At 59.2% G+C, this 14,685-nt stretch carries 12 protein-coding genes; 5 read left to right on the top strand and 7 right to left on the bottom strand.

From position 1 onward, the window contains the following. Positions 1-123: 123 nt before the first annotated feature. From QKE52_RS02525 to QKE52_RS02510, 4 genes are all read left to right on the top strand, one after another. Positions 124-483 carry a hypothetical protein gene (locus tag QKE52_RS02525; protein ID WP_347948037.1) on the top strand — a complete coding sequence of 120 codons (360 nt, stop codon included), beginning with the start codon at positions 124-126 and terminating at the stop codon, positions 481-483. A 3-nt stretch (positions 484-486) separates the two neighbouring features. Beyond that, a complete protein-coding gene (locus QKE52_RS02520; protein WP_070821083.1) occupies positions 487-1,185 on the top strand; it encodes a YceI family protein in 699 nt (232 codons plus the stop codon). A 15-nt stretch (positions 1,186-1,200) separates the two neighbouring features. Further along, positions 1,201-1,365: a hypothetical protein gene (locus QKE52_RS02515; RefSeq protein WP_168167324.1), complete on the top strand. Its 165-nt coding sequence runs from the start codon at positions 1,201-1,203 to the stop codon at positions 1,363-1,365. 637 nt (positions 1,366-2,002) lie between these two features. Then, positions 2,003-3,373 carry an MFS transporter gene (locus QKE52_RS02510; RefSeq protein WP_070512732.1) on the top strand — a complete coding sequence of 457 codons (1,371 nt, stop codon included), beginning with the start codon at positions 2,003-2,005 and terminating at the stop codon, positions 3,371-3,373. A 262-nt stretch (positions 3,374-3,635) separates the two neighbouring features. On the opposite strand, the gene QKE52_RS02505 is transcribed toward QKE52_RS02510, so the two are convergent. Next, on the bottom strand, positions 3,636-4,613 hold the full coding sequence (locus QKE52_RS02505; RefSeq protein ID WP_347948035.1) for a bile acid:sodium symporter family protein: 978 nt from the start codon (positions 4,611-4,613) through the stop codon (positions 3,636-3,638). 109 nt (positions 4,614-4,722) lie between these two features. On the opposite strand from QKE52_RS02505, the gene QKE52_RS02500 reads away from it, so the two are divergent. Beyond that, positions 4,723-7,644, top strand: coding sequence for an FAD-binding and (Fe-S)-binding domain-containing protein (locus QKE52_RS02500; RefSeq protein ID WP_347948033.1), 2,922 nt, complete (start codon positions 4,723-4,725; stop codon positions 7,642-7,644). Between the two features lie 70 nt (positions 7,645-7,714). Here the strand turns inward: QKE52_RS02500 and QKE52_RS02495 are convergent, their stop codons facing one another. From QKE52_RS02495 to QKE52_RS02470, 6 genes are all read right to left on the bottom strand, one after another. Continuing rightward, positions 7,715-8,845 carry an ABC transporter ATP-binding protein gene (locus tag QKE52_RS02495; RefSeq protein WP_347948032.1) on the bottom strand — a complete coding sequence of 377 codons (1,131 nt, stop codon included), beginning with the start codon at positions 8,843-8,845 and terminating at the stop codon, positions 7,715-7,717. Between the two features lie 26 nt (positions 8,846-8,871). Further along, positions 8,872-10,182 (bottom strand): ABC transporter substrate-binding protein, encoded by a 1,311-nt coding sequence (locus tag QKE52_RS02490; protein ID WP_046649373.1) that lies wholly within the window; start codon positions 10,180-10,182, stop codon positions 8,872-8,874. A gap of 71 nt (positions 10,183-10,253) precedes the next feature. Continuing rightward, positions 10,254-11,225, bottom strand: coding sequence for a carbohydrate ABC transporter permease (locus QKE52_RS02485; protein WP_347948030.1), 972 nt, complete (start codon positions 11,223-11,225; stop codon positions 10,254-10,256). Beyond that, positions 11,226-12,200: a sugar ABC transporter permease gene (locus QKE52_RS02480; RefSeq protein WP_347948029.1), complete on the bottom strand. Its 975-nt coding sequence runs from the start codon at positions 12,198-12,200 to the stop codon at positions 11,226-11,228. A gap of 234 nt (positions 12,201-12,434) precedes the next feature. After that, the gene (locus QKE52_RS02475) at positions 12,435-13,157 is read right to left on the bottom strand and encodes a glycerophosphodiester phosphodiesterase family protein (RefSeq protein ID WP_347948027.1); all 723 of its coding nucleotides are present in this window, start codon (positions 13,155-13,157) and stop codon (positions 12,435-12,437) included. Between the two features lie 58 nt (positions 13,158-13,215). After that, positions 13,216-14,508 (bottom strand): class I SAM-dependent methyltransferase, encoded by a 1,293-nt coding sequence (locus QKE52_RS02470; protein ID WP_347948026.1) that lies wholly within the window; start codon positions 14,506-14,508, stop codon positions 13,216-13,218. Positions 14,509-14,685 lie beyond the last annotated feature (177 nt).

The raw sequence follows: 14,685 nt of genomic DNA, 5'->3' as shown, positions 1-14,685 counted from the left end.
ATCCTTTTCAAGCGTTGAGGGAAGGGATCAGGGTCGACCTATATCACCCAAAGTTCTATCATTATAACGAATGGCCCACGGCCTTTGTTCCCACCCTCGGGTTAATGGGCTAAGGTGAGTGAGGTGATTGGTACACAGGATCCGCAGCCCGGCAAGCCCTCAAGGCACCGGACGGCAACCTGCCAGTGGTGCGGCAAAGAGATCGCACAAGGCGGGCGGGGAAGGCCACGCAAGTTCTGTTCGCCCTCGTGCAAGCAACGAGCATACGAGCAGCGCCACAACGTGGCCGGGACATCCATTCCTGCGGACGCTGTCATCCTAACTCCAGACAAGGCGGACCGTCTCCGCGACGGTCTCTTTGAGCTCCGGTGCTGTGCCGAGGACGTGGCCACAGCGGCGTCGGAAAGCGCCAGTGCTGAGGAGATGGAACAGCTGTGTGCCGAACTGGTCGCACTGGCTCGTAAGCTTGAGGAATTGAGATAGTACATGAAATCCGTATTAGGTAACCGCAAACTGGTTGTCAGTATCTTCGTGGTCCTGATTCTGGCCTCGTCAGCGCTGGCCCTTGGACCGCTAGCATTTTCGGTGATCATGGGCCGCGGTGTGAAGACCGAACCGATCAACGCGGATAAGGTCCATGCCGCAACAACGGACGTTGATGGCGAATGGCACGTGGTGCAAGGTTCGGCCTACAACTACACCTCAGCTGGGTTTACCATCGACGAGATCCTGCCGGCGGATAAGCGCACGACGTCTGGCTCCACCAAGCATGTCACGGGCCAGGCAACCATCAAGGACGAGGTCGTTGAGGAAGCCAGCATCACCGTGGACATGGCGAGCCTGACCACGGACAAGAAGGTGCGCGATCAGAACATGAAGTCGAAGCTCTTTGAGGTAACGAAGTACCCAGAGTCGACCTTCACGTTGACCGAGCCGGCAGATGTCTCCGCTGTGCCTGACGACGGCTCATTGGTCACCGTGCCGCTGACTGGTGACTTGACCATCCACGGCGAGACCAAGAACGTGACACAGGACTTCCAGGTAGTCCGCGATGGCGACACCATTATTTTGGGCGGCGATATTCCGATTAACCGCCTTGAATTCGGCGTCGAAGCCCCGGAGATGATCGCCGCGAAGATCTCTGAGGTCGGCGACGTTAACGTTCGTGTTACCCTCGAGAAGTAACGCATCCGGCCAGTCATGAATTATCAGCATCTTATTCCTGTCCTGTGGGTGCGTCTCGTCGTACTCGCAGGGTTCGGCATTTTCATCTGGTTTCAGGGGACGAAGCTCATGGCAGCGTTTTCTGTAGTGCTTGTAGCTCTCACCGTGGTGCAGCTGGTGATGGCTTACCGTCGGCGCTAAAACCAGTTCTCCGATGGACTCCCTAAATACAGTGCCATTACGTAACAGTGACTATATTGTGCCTTAAAAGGGGTTGCCCCAAAGGCGGCTGGGGAGATGCGGATCAGCCCAGATCTAAAGGTGCCATCACAAATATCCCACCCGCACGCATAGCGACCCTCAGACAGCGCATGGCACACAGGAAAGCGCCCGGAAGGCAGCAAACCAAGAAGTCGCCAAATAAGCTGAAGGCTCGAACTTTCGGAACGGCGATGCGGACGGGACAGGCAACTCGGAGCAAAGCATCAAGGGCCTGTCGAGTACGCGCAACACACGCATGACTCCGCCGGCGCCCATGGCTCAGCACGGGTCGCACCGTCAAGGCCTGAGCGTAGATCCATGCGAGCCCAGAGATGGGAGATGCTAAGTCACATCTTCCCGCAGCATAGGTTATTGTCCGATAATGTACATTATGTCAGATTGTATTTGCGCACCCTCCCCGCCCAATAGTCACGGCCACAGCACCACAACATGTCAACCTCTTCCCAGTTCTCGCAAATTTATCATGTGGTGAGAGTTGGATTTCAATCTATGGGACGGTAATGTTTCCCACATAATCAATCACTCTATTGAAATTATCAAGGAGGGCGCTTCCCACATGACCGCCGTCAGCACCACGCCGCCAAAGACAGCGGCCCCAGCACAGCAGCTCACAAAACGTGACCGCGTGCGTGTGGCCGTGGCATCGACCATTGGTACGACCATCGAGTTCTATGACTTCTATATTTATGCCACGGCAGCCGTAGCCGTCTTTCCTTTCCTCTTCTTCCCGAAGACCGAGGACCCCACCGTTGCCCTGCTCCAGTCCTTTGCCACCTTCGGCCTGGCCTTCATTGCCCGGCCACTGGGCTCAGTGCTCTTTGGACACTTTGGCGATCGCATCGGCCGCAAGGCCACCCTCGTGGGTGCACTCCTGACGATGGGCATTGCTACCTTCATCATCGGCGTCCTCCCCACGTACCAGACCGCGGGCATCATCGCGCCTGCCCTGTTGGCCCTGATGCGCTTCTGCCAGGGTTTGGGCTTGGGCGGCGAATGGTCCGGTGCAGCTTTGCTGGCTTCCGAGACCGCCGAGGAAGGCAAGCGCGCTTCCGCCGCCATGTGGCCGCAGTTCGGCGCACCTTTCGGGTTCTTGCTCGCCAATGGCTTCTTCCTGACTCTGGTTGCGACCATGGATTACTCCCGCGGCGACACGACCGGCACCTTCATGGAATGGGGCTGGCGCTTGCCCTTCCTCGCCTCCGCTGTCATGGTCCTCATTGGCCTCTACGTCCGCCTGCGCCTGGAGGAAACACCTGTCTTCCAGCAGGCAGTAGACGAAGGCAAGAAGGTCAAGACCCCCATGGTGGAGGCTTTCCGCACTGCCTGGAAGCCGATGATCATCGGTACCTTCGTCATGGTCTCCTGCTACACGCTGTTCTACCTAGTCACCACCTGGATTCTCTCCTACGGTATCGGCGATAAATCCCAGGGGCTGGGTTTGGGAATCCCCTACCTGGAGTTCCTGGAGATCCAGCTGATCTCCATCTTCATGTTCATCATCGGCATTCCTGTTTCTTCCATGCTGTCGGATAGGTATGGCCGCAAGCCGATCTTGGTCGTGACTTCACTCATCATGATTGCCTTCGGTTTCAGCTTCCCCTTCTTCCTCGGCATCGAACACGCTGACCGCAACTCGGTCCTCGGCTTCTTGCTCGTCGGCATGTTCATCATGGGCCTCATCTTCGGCCCCATGTCGGCTGTCTTGCCGGAGCTCTTCCCCACTAACGTCCGCTACACCGGTTCCGGCATCGCGTACAACGTCTCTTCTATCCTGGGTGCCGCCGTGGCCCCGTTCATCGCTACGTGGCTGGTCAGCGCCTTTAACGTGAGCTACGTGGGCTATTACCTCATCATCGTCTGCTTCATCTCCCTCATCGCTATCCTCATGATGCAGGAGCTGAAGGACCAGGATCTTTCCCAGGTTTAGGTCTTCAGACACAAGCATCTCCCCGTCTCCTTCCGGTGTTGCTCACCGAAGGGCGGGGAGATTTTTTGTCGCACCGTACCCCGCCGCCTTCAAAAGTGCAGACCTGGAAGTACAGACTCGCTGGTCGTCGCAAAGCACTGCCTGGGCGCTTGACGACGACCACCTGCATGAATGCACTTCCAGGTCTGCACAAACAGAAAAGGTGGCCGGCAAACATGTGCCAACCACCTATGCGGAGCTAGTTGCCCGGATGGGCAACCTTCTACACAGAAACCGCAGTTTTACTGGATTCCGCCTCGTCCTCGATGGGCTTGCGGCGCACGATGGCGGAGAAGACTGCGCCAGTGACGTTGGCCCACACTGCAGCAACCACACCCGGCAGCGCCGCCTCTGGGCTAAAGAACTGCAAGGCCAATGCCGAAGCAAGCCCCGAGTTCTGGGTCGCCACCTCAATTGCCGTGGTGCGCGCCGCTGCCTCGCGCTGGCGGGCTAGCTTGGCCATGTAGTAGCCAAAGAGGAATCCGATGAGGTTCTGGATAGCCACGCCGATAAACACGACGAGACCAACGGTGACCAGCTTATCCTGCGATTTCGACACCACCGCTGTGACCACGCCTCCGATGCCGGCGATGGCCACCCACGGCAAAGCCGGCAGCACCTTGTCTACCGCCTTGCTAGCAATCACGCGCAGCAGCAGACCCAGGCCTACCGGGATGAGGACGGTCTGGACCAGCGACCACATCATGCCGGCACCATCGACCTCCGCGGTCTGCCCTGCCAACCACAGCATGAGCAACGGCGTCATGATCGGCGAGACCAGCGTGGATACCGAGGTCATCGCCACCGACAGCGCCACATCACCCTTGGCCAGGTAGGCCATCACGTTGGAGGCCGTACCGCCGGGCACAGACCCGAGAAGGATGAGGCCGACGGCGGCGGCGTCGGAAAGCCCTAGCAGTTTAGCCACGAGCACGGCGCTCGTCGGCATGATGGCAAATTGACAGATAACGCCCAAGAAGATGGGCAATGGGCGCTTCGCCACCAGGGCCAGGTCCGGAATCGTCAGGGTAAGCCCCATGGAAAACATGATGACCATGAGCAATTGCGAGGTGTACTGCCCCACCGGCTCAAAGGTGCTGGGGCTCACAAAGGCGGCAATGGCGCAGGCAACAATAACGATGGGAAAGATGTAGACGGCGAGTTTCTCGCCAGTCTCCCCTTCTGTGCGCGGGTTCGTCATAGTGTTTCCTTTCCAGAATATGTCTCACTATATGAATTGAGTATCCCATATGATGAACCTCACGTACCCGGTTTGGTCGAGATTTACTGTCAAGCGATAGATTAGAAATATGTCCAAGCTACTAAGCCCCGATTCCTCTCGTTTCTCACGCCCGGCCGGCGCTACCAGCCAGGCCGACGCCGTTTCCGAGCGCTACCGCCACGGCTCCCCCGCCGAGCTGGTTGCGGACATGGAAGCCATCGTCGGCGCAGAAAACGTGCACGGCCGACTCAGCGACCTCGTGCGCTTCTCCTCCGATGCCGGTCCCTACCGATCCATCCCGAACATCGTGGTTTCCCCGCGCAACGCAGCGGACCTCGCTGCGCTCATGAAGTACTGCGATTCTCACGGTCGCCACATGACCTTCCGCGCAGCAGGAACGTCCCTGAACGGCCAGGCCATGGGCGATGACATCCTCGTCGATGTCAAGACCCACTTCGGCGGCATGGAAGTGCGCGAGGAAGGCCGCAAGCTGTGGTCGCGCCCCGGCGTCATCTTGGGCGATGCCCAGGCAGTACTCTCCCGCCATGGCTTCATGCTGGGGCCGGACCCGGGTTCCACGTCCGTGTGCACCATCGGTGGCGTGCTGGCCGATAACTCCGGCGGCATGCGCTGCTCCTTGGAACGCGATAGCTACCACAGCATCGAAGAGCTGATCTTCGTCTTGCCTTCCGGCACCATCGTGGATACGTCCCGTGGAGACGAGGCCTTCCGCAAGCAGGAGCCGAAGCTCCACGCCGATCTGCTGGCCTTCCGCGATAAGCTGCGCGCCAACACCGAGATGGTGAAGTTCCTGCGCACTAAGTTCTCTATTCGCAACACCAATGGCCTGCGCATCGACGCCTTCCTCGATGAAGACGAGCCCGTGCACATTCTCAAGCGCCTCCTCATCGGCTCCGAGGGCATCTTCGGTGCTATCACGGAATCCGTTATCCGCACGGTGAAGCTTCCGCGCGTAAAGGCCACGACCTGGGTCGAGCTGCCCAACCTCCGCGATGCCGCAAACTACGTGCACCCCATCATGGAAACCGGCGCGGAAGCCTGCGAGCTCCTAGTCGCCCCGGTCATGCGCCGTTCCGCCGAGCACTATGCGCACGCGCCGGAATCGTGGCGCAACCTCGATGATGACGCCGCAGCACTCCTCGTCGAGGTCGGCGGCAGCGACGAGGCAGACTTGGACAAGGCCATGGATCGCCTACGCACCGTGCTTGCCGACGCCCCACTACTCCGCCCCCTCGAATTCCTCACCACCGCGGAAGGCATGCGCGGCGCGTGGGAGCTGCGCAACGGCCTGTACGGCCTGCTGGGCGCAGACCGCCCGAACGGCACGGCGTACATCACCGAGGATGTCTGCTTCCCGCCTTCCCAGGTCGGTGAGGCCGCAGCGGACCTGTTGGACTTGCAGGCCAAGTATGGCTACCCGGAATCGGTCATGGGCCACGCTGCTTTTGGCAACCTGCACTTCTTCTTCACGCCGCGCTTTGATGTCGAGAAGGAGCGCGAGTCCTATGCCGCGTTCTTGGATGATTTGGCCGAGCTGGTCATTGACAAGTACCAGGGCTCGATGAAGGCCGAGCACGGCACCGGCGTGAACATGGCCCCCTTCCTGGAGCACGAGTGGGGCACGGAGGCCTTCGAGCTGTTCTGGGAGGTCAAGAACATGATTGATCCCAAGGGCATCCTGGCACCGAACGTGAAGCTCACCCGGGACCAGACCATCCACCTGCGCAACTTCAAGTCCTTCCCCAAGGTCGAGGAAGAGATCAACCCGTGTGTGGAATGCGGCTTCTGTGAGCCTGTCTGCCCCTCCCGCCACGCCACGGTGACCCCGCGCCAGCGCATCGTGCTGCGCCGCGAGATGGCCCGGCAGGAAGAAGGCTCGGAGGTCTTGGCGCAGCTGCAGAAGGAGTATCAGTACGACGCCGTCGACATGTGCGCCGCCGACGGCACCTGCTCTATCCCCTGCCCGATTAGCATCGACACCGGCGCAGTGATGAAGCAGCTGCGCGCCCAGCAGGCCACCCCGGCCCGCGAGAAGGTGGCACTGACGACGGCACAGCGTTGGGAGTTGGTGGAAAAGCTTGCCCGCGCTGGCATCATCTCCGCCAACAAGATTCCCCACAAGCCCCTCGAGCTGGGCGCCAACATGGCACGTAACGTGGTAGCACCCGACTTGCTGCCCACCGTCCCGGGGCCGCTTCCGCAGGCCGCATCGCGTCTGCCGGAAACCCCGCGCGAGGGCGCTGGCGCGCTCTACTTCCCTGCCTGCATCAACCGCATCTTCGGCCGCCCAGCCGGTGCGGCTAAGGATTCGGTCGACCTCCCGCGCGCCATCGTGGAACTCGGACGCCGGGCTGGCCAGCCGGTGTGGATCCCCGAGGATGTCGCCGGCGATTGCTGTGGCACACCGTGGTCCTCCAAGGGCTACAAGGAAGGGTTTGAGTACCAAGCTCAAAAGATTGTGCGCGACCTCTGGCACTGGTCGGAGCATGGCCAGCTGCCCATCGTGGTTGATGCTGCCAGCTGCACCCACGGGTTGCTCGATTCGGTTCCTGAGGTGCTCTCCCCTGCCGACCGCAAGCTTTGGGAGGATCTGCGCATCCTCGATGTCGTGGAATGGCTCCGTGATGAAATCGCCCCGCACCTGCCCATCGTGAAAAACATGGGCTCCATCGCAGTCCACCCAACTTGCTCGACTGACCACATGGGCATGAGCCAGGCCCTGGTTGACCTGGCGAACCTCTGCGGCACAGCGAAGGTGCCGGAGGGCGCGATGTGCTGTGGCTCCGCCGGTGACCGCGTCATGCTGCACCCGGAGCTCGTCGAGTCCGCCACGCGCGAGGAGCGTGCTTCACTCGACGCGGAGCACTTCGACGCCTTCGTCTCCGATAACCGCACCTGCGAGATGGGCCTGGAGATGATCTCCGGGCGGACCTATGAATCAATCGCAGTGCTGTTGGAGCGAGCCTCCCGTCCGGTCGTCACTCCATAAGCAACGCGCCGGTGGCAATACTCCTCGTCGGGAGCTCTGCCACCGGCGCAACAGATGTGGTGGAGCCGGGTTAGAGATAGTCGTAATTGATTTCGGTGTCCGGGGCGAAGAACACGCACCCGCCCTTCATCGGACGAAGGTAGATCGTGTCGCCTTGGTGCACGTCAATGCCGCGCGGCACCTTCACCGTGATGCGGTCACCGCGGACCACGGTCCCGTCATTGGCCGACTCTTCGCGGCCACCATAAACGTACAGCTCGGAGCCTAAGTGCTCCACAATATCGACCCTAACCGGTATCCCATACTCTTCACCTGGTTGGTTGACGCCGATGATTTCCCAGTTCTCTGGGCGCACACCAACGAGGACGTGATCCGCTCCCACCTTCGCGGACTGTTCCTGTGGCATGTAGTAGTCCAGCGCCTGGTCTTTGCCGCTGACGACGCGACCGTCAACGAAGGGGACGTTGTCGATGAGAGTCATAGCCGGCGAACCGATGAACGTCGCGACGAAGGAATTACCGGGGTTCTCATACAGTGTTTTAGGTGGGGCGACCTGCTGAATAATGCCCTGTTTGAGGACACACACGCGATCCCCCATGGTCATTGCCTCAGTTTGGTCGTGGGTGACATAGACCGTGGTGGTGTTAAGCTCGCGCTGCAGTTGAAGGATCTGCGCACGCGTGGATACGCGGAGCTTCGCATCCAGGTTGGAGAGGGGCTCATCCATGAGAAAGACCTTGGGCTGGCGCACGATAGCGCGCCCCATGGCCACACGCTGGCGCTGGCCACCCGACATTGCGGAGGGCTTGCGATCGATAAGGTCCTCCAGCTCCAGCATTTTCGCAGCGAAGCTCACGCGCTCTTCGATGGTTGCCTTATCCACCTTGGCATTTTGCAATGCAAACGCCATATTCTGACGTGCTGTCATGTTGGGGTACAGCGCATAGGACTGGAACACCATGGCTACATCGCGGTCCCGCGAGCGGGTCTCGGTAACGTCGGCCCCGTCGATGAAGATCTGGCCTTCGTCGATTGGCTCAAGGCCAGCAAGCATGCGTAATGTCGTGGACTTGCCGCAACCAGACGGTCCGACGAGTACGAGAAACTCGCCGTCCTTGATATCGAGGTTAATGCGGCTGACCGCCGGTGGCTTCTTCGGGTCATAAATCCTGGAAGCCTGACGGAATTCAACAGTAGCCATGGTGTCCTTTCAAACGATCCGAAGTGTTACTTGAGCTTCGGGGTGATGTCGCGGTCGATAACGCTCTGCGTCTCCTTCTGCAGGTCGCCGAATGCGGACTCCACATCCTCATTGCCCACAGTGATGCGGTCGAGAACACCACCGATGCGCTGTCCGCCGCCCGGCACGAAGACACGAGCGTAATCCTGCGGCTTGGTGTTCTCGTTGAGCTGCTCGATTGCCGTCTGGGCGTTCGGGTTCTCCTCCAAGAACTTCTTCTCCTCCGGATCATCCAGGGCGTCCTTGCGCACCGGCATGTAGCCCGTCTTCTGGGAGAACTTGATCGTGTTCTCGGTGTTCGTCAGGAAGTCAATGAACTTGACCGCGTTAGCCTTGCGCTCGTCAGAAATTCCAGCCGGCACGGCCAGACCAGCACCACCGGTGGCTGCCGAAGGACCAGGGCCTGGCAGGTAGGTCGTGATGAATGGAATCGTCGCCGTCTCCTTCAGCCCGCCCAGGGAACCGGTGGACTCCAGCAGCCCAGAGGCCTTGCCAGAGCCGAAGGCTACGGTCGGGTCAGTGGAGATTTCGATGTGACCGGCCTTGACCTGGTCCTGCAAGAACTTGCCAGCCTCGATGGACTCCTTCGACGTAAAGTTCGGTTCCCACTCATCAGAGTAAGAGCCACCGAAGGCCCAAATCATGCCTTGGAAGTACCAGTCGAGGTAGTTGGATCCATCCGGAACGGTGACGGCCGGCTTGTCGAGCTTGTCCTTGATCTTGGTGGCCCACTCGTCGAATTCTTCCCAGTCCTTCGGGCCACGGTCGGTAGGAAGTCCAGCTGCCTTGAGGTCATCGGTGTTCCAGTACATCAGGTTCGTGGATCGGGAGTACGGAACGCCGTAGTGCTTGTCCTTGTAGTTGTAGTCTTCGCGCAGGGTGTCGACGTAGCTCTCATAGTCAATGTCGTTCATCTCCCACAGCTCATCGAGCGGCGTCGTGGCCTCATTCAGCGCGAAGTTGAACCACGTGACGTCAGAAGCAACGAGGACGTCGGGAAGGTCGCCACCTGCGAGGGCAGCGTTAAAGCGCTGTGCAACTTCCTCGTAGTTGGAACCTGCGGTAACCAGTTCGACCTTCAGATCTGGGTTCTCCTTCTCGAACTCATCAATGAGCTCTTGCTCTATATCACGGGAAGAACCCGGGTGGTTGGACCAGAAGGTGATGGTGTTGGCGTCTCCGCCGTCCTTTGAGTCGTTCCCTGCGGTGGTCGAACCACCTGCACAGGCGGTCAAGGACATAGTTGTGAGAAGTGCCGCGCAAGCGGCAACAATGCGAGTAGAAATCTTACGAGACATGGGGAGGTTCTCCTTGAGAAGTGAAGAGTTCAGGGGACTTGTTCGAGTTGGGCGTCGGGATAGCAGGCAGGCTAGCCCTTGACTGCTCCAGCAGTCAGGCCCTTAATCATCGGCTTCTGGAGTATGAGGAAGATGATGATCATGGGCAGGGTTGTCAGCACTGTGCCGGCCATCACCGGCGCCCAGTTGGTCACGCCTTCCGCATCCTGCAAGCGGGTCAGGCCCACCGGAAGGGTGGCTGCAGCCGGTGTATCCGTAATCAGGAAGGGCCACAGGTATTGGTTCCACTCATTGACCACTGTGATCAGGACGAACGCGGACAGCGTTGGCCACGACATGGGCAGGACCACTCGAAACAAGGTGGTGAAGAATCCTGCCCCGTCCATGCGCGCGGCCTCGAGAATCTCCGGCGGCAATGATTGGAAGTGATTGCGCATGAGGAAGGCACCGAACGCCACGCCCGCCAACGGGATGATGACTCCAGCGTAGGTGTCTCTCCAACCCCATGACGCAACCAGCGAGTAATTGGAAATAATGGTGATCTGGTTGGGCACCATCAACGAGGCGATGATGAGCAAGAACAGCAGATTCCGGCCGGGGAAGCGAATGAATGCGAAGGCATAGGCAGTCAGCACTCCGAGGACTACCTCCACCACCGTGAGAATCAGCGTGATGATGATGGAGTTTCTCAGGTAGCTCGAAAAGCCAGAAGTCTGCCAGACATAGGAATAGTTTTCTGCCTTGAAAGGATTAGGCCAGAAGGAAATCGGGTCCGAGTACACATCCTGGAAAGACTTAAAGCTGGTGATGAAGATGAAGTACAGCGGCACCATAATCATCAGCACTGTCAGTACCAAGGCAATGTAGCCGACGACCTTCGTTGCTGGATGAGCATGATCAACCGGCTCACCTTTACGCTTGCGCTGGGCCTCGGAGATGACTGGTGCTGCGAGGGACTGCGAACCAGGAACCGGTGGCAGCTCTCCTTTCGCTTGCGGGAGCCCTACCTTGATGGAAGCCGGAATCGCGCGTTTTTCGGACATTTACTTATCCATCCTTTCCTGCAACTTGATCTGCAGCACCGTAATGACAAGCACGACGAGGAACATGATGGTGGCCACGGCAGCGCCATAGCCGGCACGGTTGTTGATGAACGTCTCTTGGTACACCTGGAAAACCATCGTGGAGGTTCCGTAACCAAACGGTCCACCGCCGGTCATCGCGTTGATGATGTCGAAGACTTGGAAGGAATTGAGCAGCACAGTGATTAACAGGAAAAACGTGGTACCGCGAAGCTGTGGCAGGACCACGCGGAAGAAATGTCGCACGGCCGGGGTGCCGTCAATCTCAGAGGCCTCATCGAGGTCGCGGCGGCGCCCCTGCAAGGCAGCAAGATAGATGACGAAAACGTAGCCCACGTTCTTCCACACATAGGTCACCGTAATCATGAACAGTGCCCAGTTCTGCTGCTGGTAGAAGTTCGGCACATCGACCCCGATAAGACCCAAGAAGTATTGAATGAGCCCGTAGTTAGGATCGAAGACGAACTGAAAGGCAACGCCAATCGCCGCGCCAGCGATGACATAGGGCGCGAAAACCATTGAGCGCACAGCCGCACGGCCAAACAGTTTCTGATCCAGAAGCAATGCCAGCGCTAGCCCCAGAACCATCGAACCGACCACCGCGAAGAAGGTGAAGACGACAGTGTTGAACACCACGCGTCCAGTATCTGGCGCCTGGAACCAGTCGATGTAGTTCTGCAGGCCGACGAAAGTCATCGTCGGCGATGAAATATTCCAGTTAAAGAAAGAGATGCGGATGTTATCGACCAGTGGTCGATAGGTGAAAAGAATGAGAAGGAGAAGGTTCGGGCCAATCAGCAATGCCGCTAGGCCGATCTGGCGCCAGTCAAGCTTTCGCTTGCGTGGGTGGCGCGCGTACTCCTCGGAGACGATCGGCTTCTCGTTAACAGGAGGGATCGCAGCCGCTCGCCCGCTCGCGGGGATGGTTTTTGCCATGCAGAAGAAACTAGACCAAGGCAGTAAACAGAAGGTTTACTCAACGTTTTGATTGAATAAACAAAAAGAAAATTCCAGGGGCCTAGCCCCCAAAAGCACTCCCTGCGCGTGGGGAACGTCACACAAAGCACGGGAGAAAGAACTCCATAGAAACTCCCGGGCAAGAAAGCGCCACCATCTTTCCAGCTAGACCTTTTCGGTCATGAACACAACGGCCACGGGCGTAGCTTGGCGTTAACTCGCTGAGCGCACAACGTCGAGTGCTAGCTCTGGCAAGTCCGTTGCCATGAGCTCTATCCCATTGTTCCGGCACCACTCCATGTCCTTCGGTAAATTCACCGTCCAGACGTAGGACTGACTGTCGACGTCTGCAAAGAAGTCAGCGTCCAACCGGGCTTGGCGAATGGAAGGCCCGAAGCCCGAAGCACCCTCGAGGGAATCTGGTAGTCCCGCATCCGGTTCCAAGAGAAGAAAGGAGCGCAGGGATGGCACTAGGTTTCGGAATCGCGCAATTGCTTCAGGGTTAAAGGAAATCAGACTGAACCGTGGATCGGCATCGAGATGTCGGTTGCGTAGGACTTCGGCCACCGATTCTTCGAGTCGCGCCCCGAAAGGAGACGGGTGCTTCGTCTCGATGAGCAGCTGCTTTCCGGGGTATGACTCGATGAGGTCCACCAGTTCGTCGAGAAGCAGAATGCGTTGGGGATCCTCGTCGGTACCAAAGTTGAGTGTGCGCAGCTCCTCCAGTGTCATGTCACCGACATCACCGGTGCCATCCGACGTCCTATCCACAGTCTGGTCGTGGATAACCACTACCTCCCCGTCCTTGGTCAGGTTGACGTCGCACTCCACACCGGCCACCTCAAGCTTGAGAGCCTCCTCGAAGGCACGGTACGTGTTCTCCGGGAACCACCCGTTATATCCTCGGTGCGCGATAATTCCTGTGCGGTCTGCCATGTTCTTTCCCTCCGGGCCGCAAAGTGGTTGTGCTTCTGGCGCCGCCCAGTGTAGACCGCTAGCGGCGGCCTCCGCGGTTGCGGTGCGTCGCCATCACGTGCACGGCATCCAGCATTCCTAAGGTGAACAGCGCCTCGCGGAGAGCGAACTGGAAGGTCCAGAGGCGGCGGAAAACCTGGTCGAAGCCCGCTGCCGCCGCTTCGCGGTGCCGCCCATCGAAGAAACTGCGCTGGTAGCGAAGCGTTTCCAGGTAGTGGCTTCCGGTGTGGGCCTGAGCGATGATGCGCAGGTTGGAACGCCTATCGAAAAGTCGGTGGGTCTCCTCGATCGTCGGATAGTCTAATCCGGGCCAAATATAGGCGCGCAGAACCTGAATCGCAGACCGAGCGGCCGGGGTCATCGCGTCGGTGGCGAACAACGAGGCCACAGCCACACGCCCACCGCTGACCAGCGAGCGATCCAGCATCTGTACGTAGCGCCGGCGCTCGGGGGGCGATAGCGTCTCTAGCTTCTCCACGCTGACAATCGCGTCATAGCGCCCGCGCCACTTCTTCGGATTGGGCAACGCCGTTTCGATGCCCTGCACATGGACAGAGTCGGCGGCGCCTTCGAGAAGCAGTTGTTCGTCGAACAGCGCCTGCTGCTCTGTGTCGCCCGTAAGGACGTCAACGGTGGCGCGCCGGGCAACGGCTTGTACTGCTACCTGCAGCCCAGTCGCCGGGTACACCAGAAGGTGTGTGCCGGCGCCGGTGCGGGTGGCATCGAGAAGCCACTGTGCAGCGCGGCGCTGTGCATCACCCAAGTCCTCGCGGTCCGTGTGCGTAGGCTCGGTCACGCTCGTCACATCGACGAAGTGCTCCTTGGGTTCCTTGCTCCCCATCCGCGCGCTATAGCTGCGGACCGCCTCGCGCACCGTGGTGGGAACGCCGCTAGCGAAAATTCCGCCCGAATGGCTCAAGGAGTCACCCGCGTACAGCTTCACCACATCGAGGGGTAGCTCGCCGGGACTCGAAGTCTCGACCGCCAGCTCCTTCGCTTTCGGCCGATACCCCACCCCCAACAGCCGCAGGAGAACCTTGACCAAGCGATCGGAATCGGGCGTCGTCCACTCCCCTGCCATATAAGACTCAGCCAGGCCCAGCCAGCCCGAGTCGGCGATGCGGGAAAAGAGAGCGTCGTGAAGCACAGCCAGATCCGGCTCCTCGCCTTCCAGCTCCACCCCTGCTTTGGCGCAGGCCTGCGCAAACTCCGCTTCAGTCCGGCCGCCCGTAAAGCGCAGCAAACGCGGTGAGGGCACGGTTGCTACGCCGGGCCACGTTGCAGCGTCAATCGATGCCAAGTGGGAATACACGCTCTAGCCAGCCTTCCTCATCGCACACACGTATTTACTTAGAGTAAAACCAGCGGGCCACGAAGAGGTGGAGGCGCGGCCCAAAAAGCCAGTTAATAACCCATAAAGTATGCATGTACCGCTAGAAAGGTTTAGACTGACTCGGGTAAAATAATCAAGCTTTCTTCAGGAAGGTAT

It is taken from the genome of Corynebacterium sp. c25Ua_47 (assembly GCF_039907205.1).
Classification (GTDB): domain Bacteria; phylum Actinomycetota; class Actinomycetes; order Mycobacteriales; family Mycobacteriaceae; genus Corynebacterium; species Corynebacterium hiratae.
The sequence above is the reverse complement of the archived record's forward strand: the minus strand, read 5'-3'. Positions and strand labels throughout refer to the sequence as shown.

Excerpts from the sequence above, each read along its gene's own strand:
- QKE52_RS02485 (WP_347948030.1), bottom strand. The coding sequence starts at position 11,225 with ATGTCCGAAAAACGCGCGATTCCGGCTTCCATCAAGGTAGGGCTCCCG.
- QKE52_RS02475 (WP_347948027.1), bottom strand. The coding sequence starts at position 13,157 with ATGGCAGACCGCACAGGAATTATCGCGCACCGAGGATATAACGGGTGG.
- QKE52_RS02500 (WP_347948033.1), top strand. The coding sequence starts at position 4,723 with ATGTCCAAGCTACTAAGCCCCGATTCCTCTCGTTTCTCACGCCCGGCC.
- QKE52_RS02515 (WP_168167324.1), top strand. The coding sequence starts at position 1,201 with ATGAATTATCAGCATCTTATTCCTGTCCTGTGGGTGCGTCTCGTCGTA.
- QKE52_RS02510 (WP_070512732.1), top strand. The coding sequence starts at position 2,003 with ATGACCGCCGTCAGCACCACGCCGCCAAAGACAGCGGCCCCAGCACAG.
- QKE52_RS02520 (WP_070821083.1), top strand. The coding sequence starts at position 487 with ATGAAATCCGTATTAGGTAACCGCAAACTGGTTGTCAGTATCTTCGTG.
- QKE52_RS02505 (WP_347948035.1), bottom strand. The coding sequence starts at position 4,613 with ATGACGAACCCGCGCACAGAAGGGGAGACTGGCGAGAAACTCGCCGTC.
- QKE52_RS02495 (WP_347948032.1), bottom strand. The coding sequence starts at position 8,845 with ATGGCTACTGTTGAATTCCGTCAGGCTTCCAGGATTTATGACCCGAAG.
- QKE52_RS02480 (WP_347948029.1), bottom strand. The coding sequence starts at position 12,200 with ATGGCAAAAACCATCCCCGCGAGCGGGCGAGCGGCTGCGATCCCTCCT.
- QKE52_RS02490 (WP_046649373.1), bottom strand. The coding sequence starts at position 10,182 with ATGTCTCGTAAGATTTCTACTCGCATTGTTGCCGCTTGCGCGGCACTT.